This window comes from Desulfosporomusa polytropa, assembly GCF_055380075.1.
Map to the genome: position 1 here is coordinate 2,836,622 of NZ_AP042400.1, position 26,016 is coordinate 2,862,637.

Sequence of the window (26,016 nt, forward strand, 5' to 3'; positions counted from 1 at the left end):
TTACAAATACTCTGCACAAGTACTGACACTACAGAGTCAGGTAATTGATTTAAACTGTTTGAGTCAATTAGTTAGGTAACTATTGGATTAATTTCTACAAAAAAGCGAGATTTCCTTTTTTTTTATATATTTTTTTTGTTTAGATTTATTTTGTAAATAATGTCATTTAGCTTTTGTTCTTTTTAGAAAGCGGGTGATCGTCTGGCTGATGGCTTGGCTGTGGCTTGTTGTCATACCCAGCCATAGCGGTAAGCGCAGCAGACAGGCGCTCACGGCGTCGGTATGGGGTAGCGGAAATGGGGTGCGTGCGTAGTGAAGCCCAGCCGGAGCACTATGCAGCGGTATGTAATGAAAGACAGCACCAAAGCCCTGTTCCTGCAGGTGCTGGAGTAACTGATCACGGAGGGCTTTGGTATTGAGGATAATATAGTACATATGAGCGTTATGCTGGCAATGGCTTGGTATGATGGGACGGCGCAGTAGACTGCACTGCTCCAAGGGTTCCATAGCAACATGGTAGGTCTGCCAGATAGCCAGCCGCTCAGCAGTAATCTCATCGGTCTGCTGCATTTGCGCCCACAGGAAGGCAGCGATGATTTCACTGGGTAAATAGGAGGAGCCGATATCCACCCAGGTATATTTGTCTACCTGGCCACGAAAGAACTGTTTGCGGTTGGTGCCTTTTTCTCTTATAATTTCGGCCCGTTCAACAAAAACAGGGTCGTTAATGAGTAACGCCCCGCCTTCGCCAGCGATAATATTCTTGGTTTCGTGAAAACTCAGGGCGGCCAGGTGGCCGATACTGCCGAGGGGTTTTCCGTTATACGTACACTGAATCCCCTGGGCATCATCTTCGATGACCAGGAGGTTATGGCGGTCAGCAATATCTAAGATGGCGTCCATCTCGCAGCCGACACCGGCATAGTGTACGGGGACGATGGCTTTGGTGCGGGGGGTAATGGCGGCCTCCAGCAGGCGTTCATCCAGGTTGAGGGTATCAGGACGAATGTCCACAAACACAGGCACACCACCGCGTAGGACAAAGGCATTGGCGGTGGAGACGAAGGTAAAGGACGGCATGATGATTTCGTCACCAGACTGGACGTCGGCCAGTATCGCCGCCATTTCTAAAGCGGCGGTGCAGGAATGGGTGAGTAGCGCCCTGGCACTGCCAATCGTGCTCTCTAACCAGTTATGGCAGCGGCGTGTAAACTCTCCGTCGCCTGACAAATGACCATTAGCAATGGCCTGACGAATATAGTCAAATTCTTTCCCTGTAGCATATGGCTTGTTAAATGGTAACATAATACCCACCTTCCTCTATTATGGGCGCCAACCCCAGATATACTCAGGCGTATCCGATCCTAACTGAAACAGCATATCTAGGATGGAGACATCCGGACGAAAAGGCGGAAAGAATTGGGGATAGTCAGGATAGCCAGCATAGTCTTTGTAACTGAGCGCAATCCCTTTGTTGGTAAATGCGTCAGTTTCAATATAATTTTGCGCCGAGGGGCCCGAAATATAATGGGTAGCCCCGACTTTTTCCAATAAATCCAGCAAACGGTTGAGCTTTTTCCCGGCTGGCTGGTAATGACGGGAATCCTCAAAGCGAGTGGTTATTCCCAGAAAGTCACGGGCTATGGTAGTGATCAGATATTGATTGAGTTCTGATAAGGATTGCCAGCGGCATTCCAAATAGACATGTTCAAAGAACTCACGATAGCGGGCAAACTGGGCGGCGTTGCTATAATACTGGCAAATGGTGCGCCAGTGTTTTGCTTGCCAGGTATGGTCGGCAAGCTCTACCTCACAAATCAAACGGGTACAATCATAACCGGCAGGAATGGTCAGCCAGACTGTACCTTGCGGGGTTTTAATTTTGTTGCGGTTGCGCCAATCATTTTTGGTATACTGGACATCATCATAAAAGAGAAAGCTATCCACATCATGTATGAGATCAAAGTAGCCGCGCCAAGGTATATAGTTGGACTGAAGTACAGCAACTTTTTTCATCGTTGTTCCTTATTTAGTGCCGCAATAGCCTGACAGATTGACTGATAACTGATAAGCCCGGTTATTTGTTCATCACTGAATTCCACCGCAAATTGTTCTTCCAAAGCCGCAATTAGTCTGATTTGTGTCAGTGAGTCCCAGGCTGCAAACTGTTCTCTGGCTGCTTCGGGGCGGATTGTTTCTATGTCCACATTTAGCACAGCCGCCATAACGGCTTTCACCTGCTGCTGTTGAATGACTAGCTGCTTGTTTTCAGGTGCCATTGTATGATTCCTCCACAATCGTAATAAACGGTACGTCCATTGCCTGTTGCTGGCCTTTGCCGAGTATATATTCCTTGCTCTCAGACCTGTAGGCTGCCATTATTTCATTAAAGCCCATCTCTTGCCAAAAGTTGGCGACTTGCCGATTTTTGGCTGTTGGCAGATACTGTGCCCGCCACTGTGAAAATTTCCATTGCTGTTCGATTATTTGCAGGCAATGTCCCAAAAATACTTGTTCCAGTTTCCTTCCTAAAATACGGCAGCTCATTAAAAATGTATCAATATGAACTTCCTGTCCCTGCTTTTGGGCGATAAAGACCCCGGTCAAACCTAAATCACCAAATTTGTCAGCAGCCTGCAGTGTAAAAACAAAATAGTGTTCCGGTAATCGGAGGAAGTTTTCAATCTCCGCTTCGGAATAGCGTCTGGTCGTCAGGTTAAATTGGTTTGTCTTTTGGGTCAGCTGGGCAATCCGCGGTATTTGCTGACTGTCTGCCCTTTTGATACGGGCTTCCATGTGCAAGGTAGCTAAATATTCATTTATATCTTGATACTTCTGTTGCTGCTGTGTTCTGTTTTGCTCCTGCCGGTACATGGCTGTGCGGTTTCGGTCTTCAGCACTGATCGTTAAGGTATCAAACAAACCCTCTGTGAATAGCAGCTTAGGATATAAATACATTTTCTTAGGTACTTGCAATACAGTAACTTCCGGAAGGAATTTTTTGACTATATCACATTCCAACGGGTTATCATCGACAAACACAAAGCTGTCATTGCCTATGTTCAGTTGTTTCGCTATGTTTTTTAGGTTTTGCGCTTTATCGTCCCAGTTGATCTGCCAGGCGGCCAGATGGGAGCGTTTGATAAGACAGTGGGGGTGTTTATCCAGCACGTCCCATACGTCAGACTCGTTGTTTTTGCTGCACAGCGCAATTAAAACGCCCCGTTCCTGAAGCTGAAGGATTGTCTTTTGAAATTCGTAATAGATGTTTCCCGGATATTCGTTCCGATCAAGGGCTATGCCGTGTATGCCATCTTCACCAATGATGCCGCCCCATAAGGTATTATCGCAGTCAAGTGCCAGGCATTTTTTTGTTTGACCAAGTAAGGCACGAACACTTTTGGCAATTTCCAGCGCATAGGCATTCAAAAAGCTTGGTTTGAACGGCGCTTTGAACATATACTGGTTCCTGTAATCCATACTGTCTTGTTCGCCAATTTGCCGTTGGAAATTTTCCCAGTCGGCGACAATAAATTGACCGGCATGAGCTTGCGCATACTTTCTGATGAACTGATTCAGGTCAGCAATTTTGCAGGTTAGATTATCATTATCTAGGGAATGAGCTATGCCTGTTTCGGAGTAAAAGGGCAATAAGAAGGTATTCACTATTACTAAAGAGCGGCTCTTGCCAGCGAGGAGGGTAAATAGGTCTGACAGCTGCTCTTTGACTTGATGACTTTGCCAGCCTGGCAAATTATAGTCAGGTTCCATTTGTTCCAGGGTTAATGCTGCTACTGTGATATCTTTTACGCCGCGACTGATACCTGATGTTTCGTCCCATAGTTCCTGATGCATGGTGTTATATCCACCAAAAAAAAATTCGGGGCAAATTTCTGTTTTGTACAAATGATATTGCAGAAACGGTTTTATCCCTTCAATGGTGAAATTTCTCAAAAAAGCAAGTTTTATTTTTTTATCAAAGGATTGTTCTTTTTTCTCCAATTCGTTGACTGTATTCATCAGTTCAAGGAAATCCATCTGCCATTCCACCTTTAACGGTTCAATGTTTCGCTTTCGTATGTTTTCTTTTAAAGAAAGTTTTTCGCTATGCGGCTACCGAATGAAGCTTGCGGTGTACCTTGAACTACATAGGCACTGCCTGGGGGAGCATCTGTAAGCAACAGAACACCTGCTCCAAGCAGGCAGGATTGTCCCACCGAAATATGTTCACGCACTGTCGCGTTCATACCGGCAAAACAGTACGGGCCTAGCCGCGTATTGCCGCCAATCACACAGTTCGCCGCAAGAAAACAGTACTCGCCAATTACAGTATGGTGCGCAATATGAACTCCGCTGCACAGAATAACACCATCTGCAATTGCAGCAAAGGGCTGCATAACAGCAGCTTCCATTATAAGGCAATTCTCGCCAATTTTGCTGTCCGGCCAGATTGTGGCCTGGGAACTAACATAGCTGATTAAGGAAAAGCCTTTCATTTTAGCTTCCTGGCATTTTTGAGCGCGGACTTTGTTTAACTGATTGTAACCGACAGCAACGAACATTCCCACTGACGCAGGGGAATATATCGTTTCCACATTTTCAAAGTCAATAACAGGCAAATCGAAGCATGTCTCTTGCTTTTTATATTGCCGGTCAACGGTAAAGGCCACCACATTGTAATCACTGTCGTTTTTCAAGAAGTAATAGGCTAACTGGGCAAGTTCACCAATACCAAATATGACAACATCCTTCACCGTCTGGCCTCCTTCTTTATGTGCTTCACATTATATCGTAACTTCCATGTAAATTGCATTTGACAATTCCGGATACTTAACTCCCACTTTCATTAGTGCCGTCATAACCTCCGGTGCTAATTGTAAGGCTTTCATTTGGGAAGTGGCAATGGGTTTGAGCAGCAAGCCTTCGGTATTTGTAATCTTCAACCCGGCTGTATGAACTAACTCGGTTAGGGATTGAATATCGAAGTACCGTTTATGCCCATAACCGATATCCTGGGGACTGAGATTGTAAATATTATCAAGCAGACCTGCTTCATAGCCAATGATCCGGTGGAGCGAGCTGGCATTGGGAACCGCGATAAACAGAGTACCCCCAGGATTTAAGAATTGGGCATATTGTTTTAGTATTTCTAAAGGATCATCTACATGTTCAAGAACAAATCCCATTTCAATTGCATCCACTTTATGCGGCAAAACAAAATTTTCGAACCACTCATTTACAAGGCAAACTTGTTCAGGCAGACTATTATTCTTTTTAAAGTTTGCAATAATCTCAGCCGAACCGTCAATTATCCAGTATTGTTCTAATGTTTCTGACATTGTTTCCAGTACTGTTGTGCTCACTATGGTGTGCCCTATTCCTAAACTAATCATAGAACGATAGTTATGTTCTTGCAGGGTACTGACCATCCGTCGAGCGTACCAATCAAGCATTAATACATTATCCTGATAAAAATCACTTGTTTCAACATAGGCACCTGCTAACTCATCTAGCTTATTTTTCATTGCTTTCTTCGCTCCTGTAAATCTTACGAATAATAAATTGAGGCCGTCCTTTTACTTCTGTAAACATTTTTGATAAATATAAGCCAATGGTACCAACAAACAGAATAATCAATCCACCTAGAAACCAGATGGAAACCATAATCGAGGAATAGCCAAGCAAAACTTTTTCTGAATGCAATACTTTTTCAACAAGCATCATACTTCCTATAAGTCCGGAAAACGTGGATATAGCTAATCCTACAAAAAAAATCAGTTTTAACGGATAACTGGTAAAGGATGTAATGGCATTTAAACACAGGCTCATCAATTTGATAATATTATAGTTCGAATGACGGTTACTGATGTTTTTTTGCACAATAAGCGGCTGTTGTTTGAAGCCTGTCCATGAAAAAATGCCAGCTAGAAATAAATTCTTATCCTCTATCTGAGTCAAGGCTTTTACGTATCTGTTTGTCATTAAGCGAACTGTGCACACGTTTTCCGGAATTTTTATCTCTGATACTCTATTAAAAACTTTGTAAAATAGTTCTCCGGAATATTTTTTAAAAGCACTCCCAGTTCGCGCATTTTGCACTCCAAAAACCACATCCGCGTGATTTGTATGCATTGTTTTTTGAAATATGCCTAACCACTCCGGTTGCTCCTCCAGATCGGAATCAATCAGGAAGACCTTTTGTCCCCTTGCTTGTTTTAGTCCTGCTAAGGCCGCATAGTGATGTCCAAAATTTCTTGACAGTTCAACCAAAATTATCCTAGAATCCTGCTTTATCAATTCTCTGACACATTCCCCGGACGCATCTGGGGAACCATCATCAACAAAGATCAGTTCAAAGGAATAGGTATGCTTTTCGGCTTCCGCAATCATACGGCTATAAAATTCATGCACAAAAGATTGGGATTTATATAGTGTGGTTACAATGCTTAGCTCAATCGCTGACTCCATGCTGCACCTTCTATTATTGTTATCTATCTAAGGATTTACCTGCAGAACTTGATAATTAGCAGGAAAACCCTTGCTGCCGATACTGTGAAAATTAGCCTGAATGTATCTATCCAGCAAACTATGGGTATTTTTAAAACGCAAGTCGTCTCTTCCGTCTAATGGAACATCGCCGAGGATAACGTATTTTACTTGATGCTTTTTCATTTGCTCAATCATTTGCTCTTGCTTATCAGGTAGTTGATTGACGAGAAGATAGGTTTCCCATACTGGCGACGGCAGTCCAACGGCTGCATATAGCCCCGGCCAGTGTGGTCCAATGAGCATGGTTTGTCCTGGTTCCAGTTGACGACTAAGAGCGGTTGTGGCATCGATTATAGCGACAGTATCTTTATCCAGCCATAAGGTATCGCCTTGCACTTGCTTCTGTTGCCAACTACCGGGGGCACCGCTATGCATAGCATAGTAGGGTGTAAAAAGACCAACAGAAAAAGCAGTCATCACTACTAGCATCAATATACCAAGTATACGAGCACCTGTATTACGGACTCCGCCGATAACGACAGCCATTATCGAAAGCAGAAAGGGGTGTATACCTAATGCCAAGTGTCCGATGTCAGCTCGTGAAAACGCATAATGTATGTACACAATACCAGTTACCCATGCTGCGATAGCGATGGACTGAACGGGCTGCTGGCTGCTTATCCCGGTATGCTTAAGTCTGATAAGCCACACTGCTGTGCAAAAATAGTATACCGGAATAAGTATAAACAAAGTACCAATAATAAAAGAGCTAATCCCATAAACCAAGGGCAAATGTGCATAGTCTACGGTCCAAGGCCAAGGTATCGGCAGCGCAATATTCGTAGCGTGCATATTAAACATATAGCGAAAAGGAAAGGCATACGCCCCTTCCCAATAACCAGGTATGACTGCCAACATGACAAGCATTGGCAAATAGCCAATAATAATGCCCCCGGCCATGGCCCGTAATTTGGCGATGGTTTGGTTTTTATTTATTTTAAAATAAATGTAGGCACTAAGGATAGCAAAAATCACTAGATTGTAGAAGCCATGATTGCGTCCAAAAACAGCTGCTAACCCAATAAAGAGTCCGGTCATAAAATATCGCTGCACTACTGGTTTTTCGAGGAGCAGCACGGCGACATATACGGAAAAAATGGAAAGTGAATGATCATATGCTTTGTGTATAGGCAACATCCAAGTGGCGATAACAACCCCTAAAAGCATAAGCATCCACCAGGACTTAACCACTCTCTTTAAAATCAGCATAGCACAAGCAAAGGCCATGGTTTGAAAAATAAGGATGGATATACGAACACCAAGGATACCTTCACCAATCCAGTTCATCCAAAAGGAATTCCAGTAGTAACGCCCTGGATCATAAGATTGCAAGTCACGCATGGGAATGTCCCCATGCAGAGTCCGAACAGAGTCATACCATAATAAGCCTTCGTCCGCAAGCCTGAGGCCGATATTACCCCACAGCTGCCAATACAGACAGGCCATTACGATACTGATAACCGTAATAAAAATATACTGTTTTAGTTTCAAACGTGATCACACTCTCCTAACGCTCAAGCCCTGTCACGCAGTAGCAATCTATGAAAAAATCATAATGCGATTCGATCAGGACATGTCCCTGTCCCTCTGTCCTTGCTTTTGTTTGGTTATAGTCACGACTTTGGCCATAGCCAGTATTTGTTGATCGCCATCGGCAATAGTACATATTAGCCATGCACAACCTGATATGAATCGTACCATAAAAAACCTTCATCTGCCGGCCGAAGACCAATATTGCCCCAGAACAGCCAATAGATACCGGAAAATATAAGTGATAAAAGAGCAATTTGATATGATTGACGCATATTGTCTTCCTCACTTCCCCCGTACAGTTTACACAAGCTCATGGCAGGCTATGACTGTCGCCACAATTGGCGATAGAAATCGAAAACGGTAATCTCTTCTGATGAACAATAGTTGTCTTCCACAAAAAAGGCTTTTTTGATGTCTTCTGCTAGTAATGTTTCATCTTGGAAGATCATAGCAAAGTATTCCTGAATAATTTCCTCTGTGACAGGCATGTCCAGTACATAGTCGGCATATTGATCCAATACATCTTTAAAATAGTCCCTAATCCCCTGATGCACTTGACTAATTTGGTCAAATATTTGCTGTGAGTAGCCGGGTTTACCAAATTGCGGCTGAAGGATGTCTCCATTACGGCCAAATCCAATAAATTGCCCGTCAGGTGAAGTTAAGATACTTTCCAGAACAAGATGGTATTTATAAACCGGCTTTGACGTTGTTAGATATTCTTCCCCTTCCCCAAAACAGCCTTTCATCACGTTACCACGATAGTTGTTTGCTTTCTGGTCATTACTCGTAACAAAGTAGTAACCTGTTGTGGAGGACTTTAAAAGTTTAGATATGTAATATTGTATCGTTCCTGAATAACCTAGGTCAACAACAGCAATGTGATCTGCTGACACAACACCATTCTCCACCAAATACCCGCTATAGTTTTCTCGCTCTGTCTTGGCGTTTTCTAGAATTGTGTCTTGGTAGTCTGACAAGATCGCTTTTACCATTTTATAGTCTTGCGGCAAGGCTATAACCTGCTTAAGTTCATCGGTATCATCCCCAACCTGTATGCCAAAGCGCGCGACCAAAAGATTGGCAACAGTACCCTTATAGGTAGTTGACAGTAGAGCATCAATATCGGCTTCCTCAGCGATGGCAGCCACCGAACTGGCGCGACGGGATGTCAGGAAGTACATGGTGTCAACTGGTAAATTGCCTTTAGCTACACCACTGCAGTGGTAAACCATCTTAAACAATTCTTCCAGTAAATATCCCTCTCTTGCCAAAAATAATACTTTGCTAATATTATCCTCTTTGATGTATCTTAGCAGCCACACAATAAAATATAACATAACAGGTCCAAAAATCACGTATCCCAGAGAATGAAAATCAGTGATTTGGAATTTGCCATTGGTTTGGTTAAGGGTATACGGGCTATTAAATTTTTGGGCTACAATAGTACCGAACAAAGCAGAATCTCCCCATTGCAGCGAACGACGATGTTTATGAATAACCGTCCCCAAGCTGGTTTGATAAAACAAGTTAGCACTTGACATAACATGATAATTGGCAATGTCCCGGTCTGTTGGCATCTGAATGTCAGAGTGTTCGTTATCTCCGATATGCAGACACTGTTTGCCAGCCGTACACTTCTGGACATGTGTCCACATTTCACCGGTGTCTTTACGTTTGCCAAGGTTGGAGGATATTAATAATTCATCATACCCGGAAATGCCACACTTGTCCAAAATAGCCTCTATATGGTTTTTACAAAGGTACATATCACTAACCAGCCATATCTTTTTTCCGTTTGCTTTCAATTGATAAAATATATCCACCATGTCTTTCCTGGGGATGCAGATATTTATTTCGTTTTGTATTTCCATCTGTTTAATGGTCTCGCAAGTTTCTTGGGGCAGCTTAGTTAACCGGGCAAATTCCTGATAGATTTCGTCAATGGAGCAATCGCCCTTAAACTCCTGTTTGCTTCGCACCTCGCCTTCGGCCAGCTTGCGGTTTTGTACATATTCAATGGTCATATTCAATTGTTGCCGTATTTTATGCTCCACCAATAAGAAAGCGGCGTCAGGGTCCAATAATGGTCTTGTCACCAAGGTATCAAAGATATCGAAAGACACAATATCCGTATCAGGCATTGTAGCAATATCATTCTTGGTTTTGAGCCAGTATTGCCACAGGTTTTTACTGCCAGTACCAATGCGGTATAGGTTATTTTCACAATTTATTTCACACAAAGTCATACCCTGCTGCCTGACAACCGGAACCAGGGAACGTTCCACTGCATGCGCCAGTGTTCCATCTGTCTGCTTTGCTTCTTCGGCAAAATCCTGGTAGCTAAGTCCTAACGCCAAGAGAGGTTGAATTGCTTTGGCCTTAGCCCAGAACATAGTACCGGCAGGATAGTCAATATAGGCTGCTCCATCGAGGGCAATCCCCAAACTGGCTAAAAACTTTGTTCCCACAGATTTACTAGAAAGCCAGGTGTGCCCCCAGTATGGCAGTTCATTATAGGTTTCCGGATATACCAAGCCAACTGTTTTATGCCGCTTAAAAATGGTAAATATGGTTTTAATAATATCGGCACTACCGAACAAATTATGCAATAAATGCTGGCGCCAACTGTCCTGGGATTTCCCGCTATACAATGATTTTTTAGTGTGAATATGACAAATGAAGTCATATTGTAACAATTCTTTGGCAAAGGTCACCAACAAGGGGGCTACATCGCGGCCGCGATTGGTTACCTTTTCAATTTTGAATTTTTGCAGATATGGCAGTTGGCGGAGCTTTGCGCTTACTGGCTCGCGATGAGTCTCGTCGGTAATGGATATATATAAATCATAGTTAAAAGGCATGTTGGCCAAAAATCTGACAAATTCATCCAATAGATCGATATAATACAGATGTACATGAATGCCTATTTTACCTGGCTGACTATTGTCAAGTTCCTGAGTAAATTCATAAACGACTTGCGTTCCCCCAGCAGCCAACTGGCTATCCTGTGGGTAACCTCCGTTTTTTTTATACACTTGCCACATACGATACATTAAGGTATCTCTTAGCATAAAACCAAAATAGGTATAAACGAAATCTTTGACTTTTTCTTTCCGAGCCGGATGTAATGGCAATACCTTATATATTTTTTTGATGTATTTGATAGTTGTCGAAGAAAAATGCAACACTTCTGCTTTAACCCCTTTTGGTAATAGAATACTACTGAAGTTTTTTTATCTCAATTTGCGAATTCATATCAAAGAAACCCACTTTGTTAGCAGTTGATATGATATTTAGTTCTAAAATATCATACAGTCTGTGATAAACTACAAACTCACCGCCTGCAAATCCAGTACAACCAAGCGATATGATATAACTGCCTCCTTGCAGATGAACAGCTTGGGAAAAAGATACTTCTATCACTCTACCGGCCAAAATTTCCCCTGTAGAAAGATTCTCAAGCAGTGTATTGGTACCGGCGATTTCTGTTCCTTTTGTATCTTTAATGGTGAAAGCAATGATGGGGTCATACACCGTCTGATGAAACTTGATTTTTACCCTTAATTGAAATGACCTTCCTTTGTGTATCGTGTTTGTAAACTGATTACGATCATCAATGATGGCAAAGTCGATTATTTCAGCTTGACCGTTGCCATAATCAAGGGCGTTGGTATTGGTAGAATAGAAGTTTCTCCACACTACAGTATCATCAGCCTCTGTAAATCCCCCCCCCTGCGTATCTTCTGGGGAATCATCATAAAGATTTACCAGTATCTTTTTATAAATATCCACCATCTGAGCTGGTGCCCCATCCTTGACCAGCACTCCCTCATTCAGGATAATGGCACGGTCACAATACTTGACGATGCTGCTCATATCGTGGGTAACAAACAAGATGGTCTTGCCTTGTTTTTTAAATTCATTAAATTTTTGATAACACTTTGCCTGGAAAAAGATATCTCCTACCGACAAAGCCTCATCAACAATCAGAATATCTGGCTCAACGTTGATTGCTACTGCAAAAGCCAAGCGGGCAAACATCCCGCTGGAGTATGTTTTTACAGGCTGATGAACGAATTCGCCGATATCGGCAAACTGCAAAATGGCATTGACTTTTTGCTCCATTTCTTCCTTGGTAAAGCCTGTAATCATGCCATAAAAAAATATGTTTTCCATACCAGTAAATTCCGGATTAAACCCCGCACCCAATTCAAGTAATGAGGATATCCTCCCATTCACTTGAATATCACCGGCAGAGGGTGTAAGTACTCCTGTCAACATTTTGAGCAAGGTCGATTTTCCTGACCCATTTTTGCCGATAATTCCCACCATTTCACCTTGCCTAACCGAAAAGGATACATCACGGACAGCATAAAATTCGTGGTGATAACTTTTGCCAAAGGGATGAATGGATTCTTTGAGCCTGTCTACCGGTTTATGGTATAACTTGTATGTTTTGGATAAATTCTGTACTCGGATAACACTAGATGTGTTCATACTATTTTATTCCTCTGTTTAAAATGCTGTGTAGCTTTTTCGTTTGGTATTATCGCCCACAAAGATTCCGCACTGCGTCACGCACACGATAATACCGGCATAGTAATTTGTAACCACGGGAGTTCTTGTAATCGTTGATCTCCTGTTCCCGTTCAAACAGCTGATAGCCTAACTCACGGACAGTATTCTCCAGACCCTTGCCCCATTCCCAAACCCTGGGCAATTCTTTACTATTATGATAAACATCAGCAAAATACTCATGCTTCTTTCCATAATTGTCAGGTATCCGGTAGGGCCTACTTGATCCGTAAACATACTGTTGGAAGCCATGTTCCACTTGCTCGAATATGGCAATATGCTGGAGCGTAACACCTAAACAATTATAGGCTTGCTCTAGTGGGAACTGTTCAGTAAACAAATCGACATAATGGTAAGCAAAGTAATGTAGACTTCGGAATAAGATATAGGAGACAGGTATCTGTTCAAATACCCATTCATAATCAATGACGGCGTACGGCTGGGGTTGCCCATCGAAACAAAATACATTATCAAAAGTAAAGTCAATATTAGCAGTGTTCAGACATGTTTCAGCAGTCAGGTTCACCGTCACACCAAACAATTTTTCTACAGGCATCACGGTAACAGCGCTGCTATGATGAAGCAATTCTGCAAATTGCTCTAATAGTTCAATGACTTGGGTTGTATTCTTACGCATTAGAGCATCAATCAGCCTATCTGCAAAAGATTGACCGTGTATATATTCGAAGGTAATTTCGTCCTGCCCCTCCATAGTAGCAGCAGCAAGATGAATGTTAGTAGATTCCTGACTAAGAAGCAGATAATTTTTGTACATAGTATGGATATGTTGAGCCGCTTGACTTTGCAAGGAGCGTTTTTTTACCAACATACGGTCACCGTCACGACATATGGTTGTTTCAATCTGAAACTTCGACAGTCGTTCTCTATTGTATTTTGCATACAGAGTAATCATTCGCATCCTCGATTCTGGCAAAAAACTAAAAAAGAGTTGGCAAAAAACTCAAACGCATCATTTTTAATAATATGATTATAGACCAAATTCTCTTTAAAAAGCCTAATACGTTCATGATCATAGTTTGGAGCATAGCTACCAAGTTGCCCAATGCGTGGTAAGTACTGACTGGAGTATATTTGTCCGGGTAATTTATAATCAGGCATAGGGTAGTAATACTCTAGCCCTGCAAAGCCTGCATCGGTGAGCAGGTTGGTTAGTTCTTTCCGGCCAAATGTGGCAATCCGGTTATTTTGAGGGTAGCCTTCCAATCCCTCAAAAAAATCGCCGGTATGGTCTTCGCGAGCACCGGCCCAATATTTTAGACCGAATTTGTTTTCAATGGCAACAATAAGTACACCATCGGGTTTAAGCAAGCGACGTAAGCTTGTTAAAAAATCCAAATGCGGCTGTGCCGTGGCCGTAAATGCAGCCGCGTATTCCAGTACGCCTATCAACGTAATATAATCAAATTTTTGAATAAATTTCATATCATTAAGGTTTCCAACCATTATTTCAAGGTTGGCTTTATTACGGTGACGGTAAGCGGTAATCTCTGCCCGCCGCTTTGATAGCTCGACGGCTACAACTCGGTCATTTTTTTCACATAACAAACCGGTAATTGCACCACAACCGGCTCCGATTTCCAGTACTGAGGCATGTGGTTTAAAATTGTACCACTCTAAGAGATTCCGTCGTTGCGGGCTGAAATGGCAAAGTACAGGCCATCTGTTGTCTTGCGCTATGACAGCGTTAAGGTCAGAATTGTTTTTAACAATCTCCAGTAACTCATTTTCAATATCGCCGTCACTGTAAGTGTCTGTCCCGGTATAGAATTGCAGATTTACTATTACTTGTCCAATATTCATCGGTCAAATACTCCCTAGATAAATTTTCCGACACAAAGAGTACCTTAGTCTCATAACACGTCAGCAAAGTGGGGACGCAGACGTTTAAAGACAATTGCCCCCAATCCAAAGATACACAGTGTCACTATCCAGTAGTAGATTGTCAGCGGCATATCCTGCCAAAACCATTGATGATAAACAAAGCAGTTACGATATCCCTCAATAATATAATAAGCCGGGTTTAATCGCAATAGCTGATGATACTCGGAAGGAATCATTCTCGCAGACCAAAAAACAGGTGTCAGCCAAAAGGCGAACTGCAGCAGCATGGCTACCAATTGACCTACATCACGCAAAAACACTACTAGCGCCGAAGTCAGCCATGATAGGCCCATCAGCAAAACAATCGCAGAAAATAGATAATAAACTACCTGAAAAGTATAGACATCAGGCACATGGCCATAAAAATAAAATATGCCTATTAGCAGCAGAATAAAGAAGCTATGAACAAATAAGGCTGAAAGTATCTTAATTATTGGCAATATACTCACGCGAAAAACTACCTTTTTGACTAAGAAGGCATTTTCAAGAATGGAGTTGGTCGCGCCGTTTATACTATCGGCTATGAAAAACCATACCAGCATACCTGGCAGCAGCCATAGTATAAACGGAAAATCATCCACAGGCTTGGATTTGAACCCCTGCTCAAATACAAACCAAAAAATTAACACAGTAATGGCCGGCTGAACAAAAGCCCAGAAAATTCCCAAATACGACCCCAGGTATCTAGTCTGAAAATCTGTTTTGGTCATTTCAATAATGAGATTTCTGTTATTTATTATATCTGTTAATAAAGTCCAAATTTGCTCTACATATTTCATAAGCTTGTACTCCATAGACTTTGAGCTAACGTTCAGCTGCGATATACTCTGCTAACGCTTCTTCCCATGGTCTCATACCATTTCCAATGGTAAGGCCCAGCATCATATTATCAAGCTGGGAATATCTAGGCCGCGGCGCAGGTCTTCCCAATTCTTCGGTAGTCTGTGGCAACACTGTTATCTTATGGTTGCCGTTTAGCTCAAATATTTTTTTGGCAAAGTCATACCATGTTGTTATTCCTGTATTGGCAGCGTGGTAGATGCCATAATGTTCAGTTTCAATCAAGGCTAAGATAGCTGTTGCTAAGTCTTGTGTAGAGGTAGGACAACCGAACTGATCGTTGACTACTTTCAGTTCCTCCCGTTCCTGACCCAATTTAAGCATTGTTCTGACAAAATTATTGCCATCACCATAGAGCCAAGATGTGCGCATAATAAATAACTTATTAACGATATGTTTGGCCAGTATTTCTCCTGCCAGTTTGCTTTTACCGTAGATACTTTGGGGGTTGGTCTGGTCAAATTCATTATAAGCTCTGCCTAATGTGCCGTCAAACACATAGTCTGTACTGATATAAACCATTTTGGCCCCACAGGTAAGGCAGGCGGCTGCCACATTCTGGGTACCAATGGCGTTAATCCTATAGGCAACATCTGGCTGCTGTTCTGCACCGTCTACATTGGTATAGGCGGCACCATGGATGACGACATCCGGCTGATAGTTACGAATGACTTCAATGGTTTTCTTTTGGCTGGTAATATCCATTTCGGCCACATCTGTCGCCAAAAAATCCGTACCCTGTAGTCTCTTTGTCAGTTTCCGGCCTAGCTGACCATTGGCACCTGTTAGCACTATTTTCATTGTGTACACCTACCGATTACCATACATATTTTGATAATAGGTTAAATACTCGCCAGATTTAACCCGCTGCCACCAGTCTTGGTTTTCCAAATACCACTTAACTGTATCTTTAATGCCTGTCTCAAAGGTGTACTGAGGTGTCCATCCCAGTTGAGTGCGAATCTTGGTAGCATCTATGGCATAACGGCGGTCATGTCCCAACCGGTCGGCAACATGTTTAATGAGTGTTGTCGGTTTGCCGAGTTCCTTTAAAATGGTTTTTACTATATGCATGTTGGTTCTTTCGTTGTTACCACCAATATTATAAACTTCCCCACTTTTCCCTTGCTGCAATACTAAGTCGATAGCTCTACAATGGTCTGCTACGTGGAGCCAATCTCGTATTTGGAGACCGTCACCATAAACAGGGATTTCTTTTCCCTCTAAGACGTTTGTAATAACTAATGGTATCAGTTTTTCCGGGAAATGATAGGGGCCATAGTTGTTGGAGCAGCGCGTGATATTCACATTCATACCGTATGTTTCGTGATATGCCCGTACTAATAAGTCCGCACCTGTTTTACTGGCAGAATACGGACTGTTAGGCGCCAAGGGTGTTGTTTCGGAAAAAAAACCTTCCGCACCTAGGGTTCCGTAGACTTCATCAGTTGACACCTGTAAGTATTTTCCTACATGATATTTTCTGGCGGCATCCAGTAACACCTGAGTCCCCATAATATTGGTCTTTACAAAAATGCCTGGATCGGTAATACTCCGGTCTACATGTGATTCTGCAGCAAAATTAATAATGGCATCAATCCCATCAGCAACTACCTTATCGACGGCAACCGCATCAGTGATATCACCGTGAACAAAAGCGTAGTTAGACTTATCTGTAACATCCTGGAGATTTTCTAAATTCCCTGCATAGGTCAGGGCGTCAAAGTTGATGATTTTATATTGTGAATATTTATTTACCATATAGCGTACAAAATTGCTACCAATAAAGCCGGCTCCGCCTGTCACCAAAATCCTTTTCATCTAATTCCATCCTTATTTATGTTTTGTTGTCCAGTCAAAACCAATTGCCGGGTCATCCCAGGGAATCCTGTATTCATCGGGATTCTTGGGGTCATATGACTCGGTGGTAAAGTAGACAATGACTGCCTGAGTATTCCCTAACACCCTATACCCGTGGGCTACTCCAACAGGAATTACGACAATCTGTGGATTGTCTTCACCAAGATAAAAAACGTTAGTTTCGCCTTTGGTAGGTGACTCTTCCCTTACGTCACAGAGTACAACTTGGGCATTTCCTACAGGGAAAAACCAGATGTCATCCTGCCGTTTATGATAATGGAAGGCTTTAATGACGCCTGGATAGCTTTTTGACAATGAGGCTTGCCCAAATCTTTTCAGCAAATCATCATCATCTCGCAATATCTCCATAAAAAATCCCCGATCATCAGGGTGACGGACTAATTTCTTAACCTCTACACCATGTATCATGTTGTCTCCACTCGCTTTCCCGCTCTATTTTTCGTTGATATAAACTTTTCTATCTGCCTTACATTCATTCTAACAAGGCTTATTTTGCAGCCAAATTCAACAGGTACTGACCATAGCCATTCTTTTTGAGCGGCTCGGCAAGTCTTTGCAACTGCACGGCATTGATATAGTTCATGCGGAAGGCAATTTCTTCAGGGCAAGCAATCTTTAAACCCTGACGCTCTTCAACGGTTTGTACAAAAGAAGACGCTTGCAATAGTGATTCATGCGTACCGGTATCCAGCCAGGCATAGCCGCGTCCTAGTGTTTCCACCCGCAGTTGCTTGTTATTTAAGTATACCTTATTTACATCAGTTATTTCCAGTTCTCCCCTAGCAGAGGGCTTGAGCGAGGCAGCAATGTCACTCACTTGGTTATCGTAAAAATAAAGCCCGGTAACAGCAAAGTTGGATTTCGGCTTAGCCGGTTTTTCCTCAATGCTCACAGCGTTCTTGTCTTTGTCGAATTCGATAACCCCGTAGCTTTGCGGTTCTTTTACTTGATAAGCAAAAACGGTCGCACCGTTAGTATGAGCTGCCGCACGCTGTGTGGAATCAATCAGGCTGTGACCATAAAAAATATTATCTCCTAAAATTAAAGCACAACCGTCTTTGCCCACAAAATTCTTGCCAATGATAAAGGCCTGTGCCAGTCCGTCAGGACTTGGCTGAACGGCATAGGAAATATTAATACCCCATTGGGATCCATCCTGCAGCAAACTCTGAAATAAGGCTGCGTCCTGCGGGGTTGTGATTATTAGTATATCGGTAATACCCGCAAGCATCAGGGTGCTTAACGGATAATAGATCATGGGTTTGTCATAGATGGGCATGAGCTGCTTGCTGACAACCTTGGTTAAGGGGTGCAGTCTTGTTCCTGAGCCGCCAGCTAAAATTATACCTTTTTTGATCACGATGAATAATTCCCTCCGTTTATATATTACATACTTTGGCTTGTAGTCAAACCTATAAAATAGCCACTATCCCACTATCAATAGGCGCCTTTTCTTGCGAATACAACTTTGAGCGTCTTGGCTAACAGCATCATATCCAGCCACAAGGACCAGTTCCGAATGTACCAGCAGTCTAATGTCAACCGCTTTTCAAAGGTAAGATCATTACGTCCGCTAACTTGCCATAGCCCACTGATGCCAGGGTGTACCTTTTCGATGGTCTGCGCATAGTATCCCATTTGTTCTTTTTCCCGCGGCAAATACGGCCGTGGCCCGACAAGGCTCATTTCGCCTTTCAACACATTGATAAATTGCGGCAGTTCATCCAGGCTATATTTGCGCAGCCATTTGCCCAGTCTTGTTACTCGCGGGTCATAGCTTCGCAGTTTGGCATACTGCTGCCACTCGGTTAATGCCTCGGGATTCGCCTGCAGGTATTCTTGTAATACAACCTCTGAGCGAGTGTGCATTGTCCTGAATTTATAACAATTAAAAATCTGGCCGTTTTTTCCAATGCGTTTATCAACAAAGATGGCCGCCCCGGGTGAATCAAGGCGAATAAGTACGGCGATAAGTAATAATGCCGGTAGCACAAACAAAAAAGAAAGCCCACTAACCACTATATCAAATATGCGTTTACTAATTACATTATGATACTGGGCTAAGTTATTCCTGATTGTCAGTAATACGGCTTTTTCATTGAATAAGGTTTCCATTTCCAGAGTGCCAACCGGGATTTCAAACAAATCAGGCACAAAGGTCACTTTCAGGGAATTAAGCTGCAGCCGATACACTAGTTCAACAAGTTTTCCCCGCTCTAAGCCGGGGGCGGCAATAACGACATGCCCTACGCCGGTTTTTTTTATGGCATTTTCTGTCTGTTTAAAATTTCCGATTATCGGTATTCTGCTCAATGCCGAAGACACTTCAGGGTTGTCATCAATAAGGCCAACTACCTTATAACCTAAAGAGTCATCCTCCTGAAAGGCTTTTAACAATAATTCTGCGGTTTTACCAGCACCAATGATTACAATCGGAATTTGCCATAATTCAAAAGCAAGTAATATTTTTTTTACTACATGTCGGCTAAAAGTCAAATAGGCAAACATAAATACACTTAGCGCCAACATAAATGGGCGCGATACCTGTTTTACCGTTTCCGTCATATACATTATAGTTAAAATGAATACTAGGGAGTAGATTGTTATCTCAAATATTTTTTCGGTCTGCTGCCACAGAGAAAGCCGCCGCCGATACAGACAGCCGAAGTGCATGAAAAATATCACGGTCATCGGTATTGTTATATAGGTATAGATGTCGGGAATACCACTAAAGGTCTGTAAGGTAATTATCTTTGGCAGCAGCTCGGTGCGTACTACATACGCACTCCCAATAGCCAGCAAGACTGCAATATAATCGCTGCATACAAAGATAATAGGAACAAGCCAGCGCCTTAGACTATCAGTCCAGGCCAAGGATCTGGAAATTCCTCCCCCCATCGACAAGGTCTCGGGTTTTATTTCATACATAAATTTTAGCTCCTAAGTGTTGTCTATACTCTTAATTAGGCAAAGCAATACAAAATCCTGCAATTTTTCGCATGATTATTTTAGTAATAATTGTAGAAATTGTTGGTTTCTATCTGAATAAACTAAATACTGTCAATTACGCATTGGTGCACAAGCTCAGGTGCGATTGTCTCCAAGCACACCTCGTTCTGGGGACAGCTTCTTTTCCAGCAGCCCTGACAGGGTCGATCTGCTGTCAATATCCTGTGTTCTGCCCCATAAGGCCCATTACGCCGGGGATCAGTCGCACCAAATAATGCTACTACCGGGGTATTGACCGCGACCGCCAGATGCATGGGGCCGGTATCGCCGCCGACAAAACAGCTGGCTTGTTTAATAATATGGGCAAGCTGTTTCAAGTTGGTTTTGCCGACAAGGTCAACCGGCGGTATACTGGCTTTAGCAGTGATTTCTTCGGCTAACCGTTTATCGCTAGTTCCGCCGATAAGAACAGGAATCATATTATCCTGATATAGTTTATCAACGAGCTGAGCAAAATGATGTACCGGCCAGCATTTCGTTGTCCAGTTAGTGCCTGGGGCCAAAACAACGTAGCGGCTATCTCGCCCCAGACCAGCTTGCGCGGCAATGGCTTCGGCGGTTGCCGCTTCTTGTGGGGTAATATATAGAGGGAAAACTATCGGCTGTGTAACCTCACACCCCAGTGCCCTGACAACATCAAGATACCGTTCAACAACATGTCCAGTTTGGTGTTCGCCAATAACTGGTTTACTAACCAACTGACTAAGCTCGCGCATGTTACAGTAGCCTAACCGCGTAGTCGCCCCGCTCAGATAGACAATAGCAGCACTTTTAAACAGACCTTGCAAATCAAGCGCCAGGTCTATTTTTTTGTTTTTGAGCAGCTGCGCTAATTCCCGCCCGTGAGTCAATAAACCGCCTAATGATTTAAACTTAGGCTTATCAAAGATGATGATGTCATCAATATAGGGATTATTGGTTAATAAATCATAGGCTGGCTTTTCTACCACCCAAGTTATTTTCGCTTCCGGAAATTGCTGTTTTATTACTGGAGCCACTGGCAGAGCATGAATAACATCGCCGATGGCGCTTAACTTGACAATAAGAATATTTTTGTATTGCATATACTTTTCCTTTTATCTATTGATTACTATCAACCATTTTGCGCCTGATAGCGGGTCAAAGTCAAGTGTAATTTGACTGCCTATAGCTTTAACCCTTTATCCGATGACCAAGTTGCTCTAAGACTCCCGCTTCTACAAGCGGGAGTTAAGAGCAACTAAGTCCCTGGATTAGTTCGACTAAACTTCAGATGGGGTTAAAACCCCACCTGAAGCTAAGTCTCACTTTATAATAGGTATTTAACTTCTCCGGCATCTGGTGTAAAATATTGTATGGTTAGTAAAATTTACTTGGAAAGTTGGCCACAATCATGTCTAAATGGGAGAAGTTCTATTATAATATCCAGCAGGATTTAAAGTTGTTTGGGTTTGTCCTTATTTTACTGTGTTGTTTACGATTGGCTTTTATTCTTATCTTGCAAAAATATATCGGTCAGGCGTCAACGTTTACTGATATTAGCACCTCTCTCTACTATGGAGCGAGAATTAGTCTCAAAAGTGCCGGTATGGTTACACTTTTATCCTTTCTCTGTTGCACCGTATTATCGATTGGCTTCCCCCGGCTCAAGAATGACACCCTTCGCTTGGCCATTGGAAGAATAGCGGTGTCACTCCTAACCTTGCTCTTTGCTGTCCGTATTCCCTATTATGAGCAGTTTCACGCTGCTTTCAACCAAATGTTATTCAATACCTTTAGGGATGATGTTGGCGCGCTGACTACAACACTTATCCAGGAATACCAGTTGCCTGTACGATTATTCATTGTTGCTTTAATCGCGATAGTCATCAGCAAACTGCTTGCCCGCTGCTTGAGGACTTCAACCTTGCCGCTGCCCCGTTGGGGGACAAAAGTGCAAACACTCTTATTTCGCTCAACCTTAGTCCTTGTCATTGTGTTGTTTACTATTTTTACCCGTTTTGGCGGCAGTCTCGGTTACGCGGGATCGGTACATTGGGAAAACGCCGCTGTAACCAAAGATGAGTTTCTCAATGAAGCTATTTTGGATGACGTACAAGCACTCTATCGAGCGTATCAACTGAATCACCGGTTTGAGCGAGCCTCCAAACTGAATCTATCGGCTGAAAAAGCAGCCAGCTATGGGGCAAAGCTTGTTGGCCAGCCACTTACTAGTACAAATATCAATGACTACTTTCGTAAAGAAGCGCAAGGCGCACTCATTAATAAACCACGCCATATTTTTCTTATTGTTGATGAAAGTTTTGCCCAGTGGCCACTTTTGCCGCAGTATGAAAACCTCCATCTGGCCGACGGGGTAAAAGCACTTGCTGCCAGCGAAAAATCAGCTACAGTTCAAGCCTTTTTGCCTGGCAGCACCAATACCATCGGCGGCATCACTACCGTCATTACAGGTATGTCTGAAGTTAATTTATATCCTAATTACAAGCCGGAATCCTATAAAGCGCCCTATGCTACCGCGTTAGCGGCGCAGATGAAAAAGCTGGGGTATACGACTTATTTTTGGTATGGCGGTTTTAATTCCTGGCAGCGTTTGAAAGACTTCGCCTTGTCGCAAGGCTTTGATCACTTCTTTGCCTATGGTGACATGGGAAATAGCACCGGCGGCAATGCCTGGGGGATGGAAGATAAGCAGCTATTTAATGAAATCAATGCTACTGATTCTCAGCCAAGCTTTCACGTAATCCTGACCACATCGAACCACCCTCCTTTTACGGTTAATTTGGCTCAAGAAGGCTTCGATCCGCAAAGTATTCAAGGTGGCCTGCCTGACAATCTGAAAAATGATACAGCGTGGCTGACCAAACTTGGCCATTTCTGGTACGCTGACAAAGTACTCGCTGAATTTGTTAAGCGAATGGAGGCTCAGGCTCCGGAAAGCTTGTTTATTATCACTGCCGACCACGGTGACCGGGTAAATATTGAGCCAACCCCCTCGCTGTTCGTACGTTGCGGAATTCCCTTCATTCTTTACGGCCAAGGGGTTACTAAGAATGTCCTGCCGCCCCACACGGCCGGCAGCCATCTAAATATTGCTCCAACTCTACTGGAGCTGATTGCGCCGAAAGGGTTTGTCTATTATTCAATTGGGCAAAGTATGACGCAAAACAGTCAACTTGGCATTAACAGTGAGTTATGGATAACACCTGACTATATTGGCAAAATAGACACACAAGCTGCTGAACCTTTACCTTTCCAGAGTTCAATCACTGCACCGCCTGATCCAGCTCAGCTGCACGAAAGCATCGATACTGTGAATGCACTATCCTGGTGGCGAATCCAAAAAGGCGAACTTGTGCAAGATCGCGGAAATGGCGAGAAGTGAACGCAAAGTGCAGGAAATTAAAGGATGTTTGTCGAATGTACGATTTTTATTGGTATTATTAACCTATTTAATAGTTAAAGGGCTGGGATAAAAAAGCCATGCATAATTTGTTTGTTGTACGCACTCCTTTGCAATTGCTATCTGCTTATATACTTGCAGGACAAGAGCAGTCACAGGCAGTAAATGATCTTGTCCTGATTAACCCTCGGGGCAATACTCTGTGGCAAAGTACCTACTGCCTAAAGAGGATGGCAACCGATCAAGAGGTTTGGCATAAAGTGATTACCCAGACACACCGGGTTGCCCGCCGCTCAGAAATATTTCGACTGCGTGAACGGCTTGGCGAACTAAAACAGCAGCTTCTCGAACCGGGAAACGTGGATCAGGTGTACCTGGGAGCAGACCGGGAATTTGACAACCAATACCTTGTTGAACTTGTCGGCAATACTTCGTATGCCAGACTGGAAGACGGTGTCTGGTCTTATTCCAGCCCTGACCGTTCTAGCAAAGAAAAAGTCGGCATGTTTATCTGGAGTCGCATTGTCAAGTTACTTACAGGCGTTCACACCGGCCTGCGTTATAATTACCGCGGCGGCGGGTATGGGCAGGCCGCCACAGCCGATTACCTGTTCAAACCGCATTTATTGCAGCGCTCATCGCCGCAGGCCATAGCCATCCCGCAAGCGGCTATTCACCGTTCGCTGGCAAAACTGACGGCAGGTATGGATACCGCCCGTACTTTACTTTGTCATAATGACGCAATGGTTTTTCTTGGTAGTGTGTTTGTTGATCGTGGCCATTTATCGCGCGACCAGGAACTCTCGCTGCTGCAAGACATAGCGGCTGTTGCTAAAGAAAAAAAGATGCAGCTTTGCTATAAGCCGCACCCGTTTGAAGAAAAAGAAAAACTAGCCTATTATCAAACACAAATCCCTGAACTTATCCTTATAAACTTTTCTGATCCGATTGAAATTTTCTTTTATTGCCATCCGCAGATCAAAACGGTACTTGCTTATAGCTCATCAGGTCTATTGTACGCCGATGTGTTTTCGCAGCAAAGCGTACAAGCCATTGCCCTCTTTAAGATGGTTTCCCTCGAAAAAGATGAGGAAAAACTGGAAAAAATCATGTGCTTAGCTGGGGTGCGGCTGCCCCACTCTAAGGATGAACTTCTGGCATCCCTTTAATTGCTAGTTGTCGTGCTAGTTTTACAAATTCGTCCCATACCTTTTCCGGAGTAAGTTTGGTTAAACAAATGGGATTTTCACAAAAACTCTTATCACAAGTGCACAGCCGGGTGCTTAAAGCAACATGGTTTTCACCTTGGGGTGCATGCCAGTCAGGATCTGTGGGGCCAAACATGGACAAGGTCGGCGTCCCCACTGCCTCAGCGATAAAGAGCGAACCAGTATCACCGCTGATAAATAGTGAAGCATTTTTTATTATCGCAGCAAGCTGACGCAGTGTTGTTTGGCCGCAGGCATTGATAGGCTGATGGCGCATTTGGTCAGTGATTTGCTGACAAAGAGCAGCGTCTGCCGGCCCGCCTGTCAGCAGGACAGGCAGCTGACAGGTTTCGATAATACGATCGGCAAGCTGGGCATAATATTCACTTGGCCAGCATTTGGATTGCCAGCTGGTGGCAGGGTTAATAATGATAAAGCCGCCAGGAGTCAGGCGGTTATTAGTCATAAATTGCTGGGCAAAGCCTTCGTCATCAAGCAAGACCGGCATCTGCATGTTTAAGTCAGCGGTCTCAATGCCAAGTACGCGCAGCAGCCCCGCATAACGCTGCATCACTGTATTATCTTGTTTTTTGTCAGGCGTTACGCGAATATTGGACCACAGATGACTTTTTTTACGCGCTCCGTCATAACAGACACGATAGGGAGCGCCGCTCAAAAAGGAAACCATCCCGCTGCGCGGCAGTCCATGCAAATCAACGACTAAATCAAAGCGGCGAGCCCGGATTTCCCTGACAAAAGTAAGCAGTTGCTGGGCAAAACGCAGGTAATTTCTGGTCTGACGCGCTTGCCGGCTCCACTCCTTGCGGTCCCACACAATCAATTCGTCAATGTGGGGGTTACCAGCCAGTACTCCCTGGGACTTAGTCTCAACAAGCCAGGTAAGCTTGGCCTGAGGGAACCGTTTGCGCAGCTTGTCAATCGTTACCGTGCATTTAAGCACATCGCCGATTGAGCTTAACCGAATAATCAGGATGTTTTTTATTTCGTTATCCAAGATATATTGTTTCATAGTGCATTCCCCATTAAATTTTTAATTGCCAGTCCTACTAATTGTAATTGATTAGGATGCAAAAAACAATTCCTAATACGCATCCTGCCTGAAGGAGTAGTTTA

General features: G+C 43.3%; 23 protein-coding genes. 2 read left to right on the forward strand and 21 right to left on the reverse strand.

Translation table 11 applies throughout. The annotated features are described in order from the left end of the window. Positions 1 to 162: 162 nt before the first annotated feature. The 20 genes from rffA to waaC all read right to left on the reverse strand — a co-directional run bounded on the left by rffA (position 163) and on the right by waaC (position 21,356). A complete protein-coding gene (gene rffA / locus ACZ449_RS15200; RefSeq protein ID WP_464256907.1) occupies positions 163 to 1,305 on the reverse strand; it encodes a dTDP-4-amino-4,6-dideoxygalactose transaminase in 1,143 nt (380 codons plus the stop codon). 18 nt (positions 1,306 to 1,323) lie between these two features. Next, positions 1,324 to 2,016 (reverse strand): WbqC family protein, encoded by a 693-nt coding sequence (locus ACZ449_RS15205; protein ID WP_464256908.1) that lies wholly within the window; start codon positions 2,014 to 2,016, stop codon positions 1,324 to 1,326. Beyond that, on the reverse strand, positions 2,013 to 2,279 hold the full coding sequence (locus ACZ449_RS15210; RefSeq protein WP_464256909.1) for an acyl carrier protein: 267 nt from the start codon (positions 2,277 to 2,279) through the stop codon (positions 2,013 to 2,015). Before ACZ449_RS15210 ends, ACZ449_RS15205 begins: the two co-directional genes overlap by 4 nt. Beyond that, positions 2,269 to 4,038: an HAD-IIIC family phosphatase gene (locus tag ACZ449_RS15215; RefSeq protein ID WP_464256910.1), complete on the reverse strand. Its 1,770-nt coding sequence runs from the start codon at positions 4,036 to 4,038 to the stop codon at positions 2,269 to 2,271. Before ACZ449_RS15215 ends, ACZ449_RS15210 begins: the two co-directional genes overlap by 11 nt. A gap of 50 nt (positions 4,039 to 4,088) precedes the next feature. Next, positions 4,089 to 4,754 (reverse strand): acetyltransferase, encoded by a 666-nt coding sequence (locus tag ACZ449_RS15220; protein WP_464256911.1) that lies wholly within the window; start codon positions 4,752 to 4,754, stop codon positions 4,089 to 4,091. A 30-nt stretch (positions 4,755 to 4,784) separates the two neighbouring features. Continuing rightward, entirely contained in the window at positions 4,785 to 5,525 is a 741-nt protein-coding gene (locus ACZ449_RS15225; protein ID WP_464256912.1) for a class I SAM-dependent methyltransferase, read from the reverse strand. Then, positions 5,515 to 6,468 carry a glycosyltransferase family 2 protein gene (locus ACZ449_RS15230; RefSeq protein ID WP_464256913.1) on the reverse strand — a complete coding sequence of 318 codons (954 nt, stop codon included), beginning with the start codon at positions 6,466 to 6,468 and terminating at the stop codon, positions 5,515 to 5,517. The genes ACZ449_RS15225 and ACZ449_RS15230 overlap by 11 nt, the downstream gene beginning before the upstream one ends. A 27-nt stretch (positions 6,469 to 6,495) precedes the next feature. Beyond that, a complete protein-coding gene (locus ACZ449_RS15235) occupies positions 6,496 to 8,040 on the reverse strand; it encodes a hypothetical protein (protein WP_464256914.1) in 1,545 nt (514 codons plus the stop codon). A gap of 75 nt (positions 8,041 to 8,115) precedes the next feature. Then, positions 8,116 to 8,250 (reverse strand): hypothetical protein, encoded by a 135-nt coding sequence (locus ACZ449_RS15240; RefSeq protein WP_464256915.1) that lies wholly within the window; start codon positions 8,248 to 8,250, stop codon positions 8,116 to 8,118. 152 nt (positions 8,251 to 8,402) lie between these two features. Then, positions 8,403 to 11,273, reverse strand: a complete 2,871-nt coding sequence (locus ACZ449_RS15245; protein WP_464256916.1) for a rhamnan synthesis F family protein — start codon at positions 11,271 to 11,273, stop codon at positions 8,403 to 8,405. Between the two features lie 31 nt (positions 11,274 to 11,304). Continuing rightward, entirely contained in the window at positions 11,305 to 12,582 is a 1,278-nt protein-coding gene (locus ACZ449_RS15250) for an ABC transporter ATP-binding protein (RefSeq protein ID WP_464256917.1), read from the reverse strand. Positions 12,583 to 12,631: 49 nt separating this feature from the next. After that, on the reverse strand, positions 12,632 to 13,573 hold the full coding sequence (locus ACZ449_RS15255) for a hypothetical protein (RefSeq protein WP_464256918.1): 942 nt from the start codon (positions 13,571 to 13,573) through the stop codon (positions 12,632 to 12,634). Beyond that, positions 13,570 to 14,481, reverse strand: coding sequence for a class I SAM-dependent methyltransferase (locus tag ACZ449_RS15260; RefSeq protein WP_464256919.1), 912 nt, complete (start codon positions 14,479 to 14,481; stop codon positions 13,570 to 13,572). The genes ACZ449_RS15255 and ACZ449_RS15260 overlap by 4 nt, the downstream gene beginning before the upstream one ends. Before the next feature lie 50 nt (positions 14,482 to 14,531). After that, positions 14,532 to 15,341 carry an ABC transporter permease gene (locus tag ACZ449_RS15265; protein ID WP_464256920.1) on the reverse strand — a complete coding sequence of 270 codons (810 nt, stop codon included), beginning with the start codon at positions 15,339 to 15,341 and terminating at the stop codon, positions 14,532 to 14,534. 25 nt (positions 15,342 to 15,366) lie between these two features. Then, positions 15,367 to 16,203: a dTDP-4-dehydrorhamnose reductase gene (gene rfbD, locus ACZ449_RS15270; protein ID WP_464256921.1), complete on the reverse strand. Its 837-nt coding sequence runs from the start codon at positions 16,201 to 16,203 to the stop codon at positions 15,367 to 15,369. Positions 16,204 to 16,212: 9 nt separating this feature from the next. Further along, entirely contained in the window at positions 16,213 to 17,223 is a 1,011-nt protein-coding gene (rfbB, locus tag ACZ449_RS15275) for a dTDP-glucose 4,6-dehydratase (protein ID WP_464256922.1), read from the reverse strand. Between the two features lie 12 nt (positions 17,224 to 17,235). After that, positions 17,236 to 17,691, reverse strand: coding sequence for a dTDP-4-dehydrorhamnose 3,5-epimerase family protein (locus ACZ449_RS15280; RefSeq protein ID WP_464256923.1), 456 nt, complete (start codon positions 17,689 to 17,691; stop codon positions 17,236 to 17,238). A gap of 79 nt (positions 17,692 to 17,770) precedes the next feature. Further along, positions 17,771 to 18,643, reverse strand: a complete 873-nt coding sequence (rfbA, locus tag ACZ449_RS15285) for a glucose-1-phosphate thymidylyltransferase RfbA (RefSeq protein ID WP_464256924.1) — start codon at positions 18,641 to 18,643, stop codon at positions 17,771 to 17,773. Between the two features lie 77 nt (positions 18,644 to 18,720). Continuing rightward, positions 18,721 to 20,211 carry an undecaprenyl-phosphate galactose phosphotransferase WbaP gene (gene wbaP / locus ACZ449_RS15290; protein WP_464256925.1) on the reverse strand — a complete coding sequence of 497 codons (1,491 nt, stop codon included), beginning with the start codon at positions 20,209 to 20,211 and terminating at the stop codon, positions 18,721 to 18,723. Between the two features lie 122 nt (positions 20,212 to 20,333). Beyond that, positions 20,334 to 21,356, reverse strand: a complete 1,023-nt coding sequence (gene waaC / locus ACZ449_RS15295) for a lipopolysaccharide heptosyltransferase I (protein ID WP_464256926.1) — start codon at positions 21,354 to 21,356, stop codon at positions 20,334 to 20,336. Between the two features lie 308 nt (positions 21,357 to 21,664). Between waaC and ACZ449_RS15300 the strand changes: the two genes are divergently transcribed. Together ACZ449_RS15300 and ACZ449_RS15305 are read left to right on the forward strand one after the other, a co-directional pair. After that, entirely contained in the window at positions 21,665 to 23,656 is a 1,992-nt protein-coding gene (locus tag ACZ449_RS15300; RefSeq protein WP_464256927.1) for an LTA synthase family protein, read from the forward strand. A 98-nt stretch (positions 23,657 to 23,754) separates the two neighbouring features. Continuing rightward, positions 23,755 to 24,843 carry a polysialyltransferase family glycosyltransferase gene (locus ACZ449_RS15305; protein WP_464256928.1) on the forward strand — a complete coding sequence of 363 codons (1,089 nt, stop codon included), beginning with the start codon at positions 23,755 to 23,757 and terminating at the stop codon, positions 24,841 to 24,843. Here ACZ449_RS15305 and ACZ449_RS15310 read toward each other — a convergent pair. Beyond that, positions 24,815 to 25,912 carry a glycosyltransferase family 9 protein gene (locus ACZ449_RS15310; protein WP_464256929.1) on the reverse strand — a complete coding sequence of 366 codons (1,098 nt, stop codon included), beginning with the start codon at positions 25,910 to 25,912 and terminating at the stop codon, positions 24,815 to 24,817. The two genes, ACZ449_RS15305 and ACZ449_RS15310, sit on opposite strands and share 29 nt — an antisense overlap. Positions 25,913 to 26,016 lie beyond the last annotated feature (104 nt).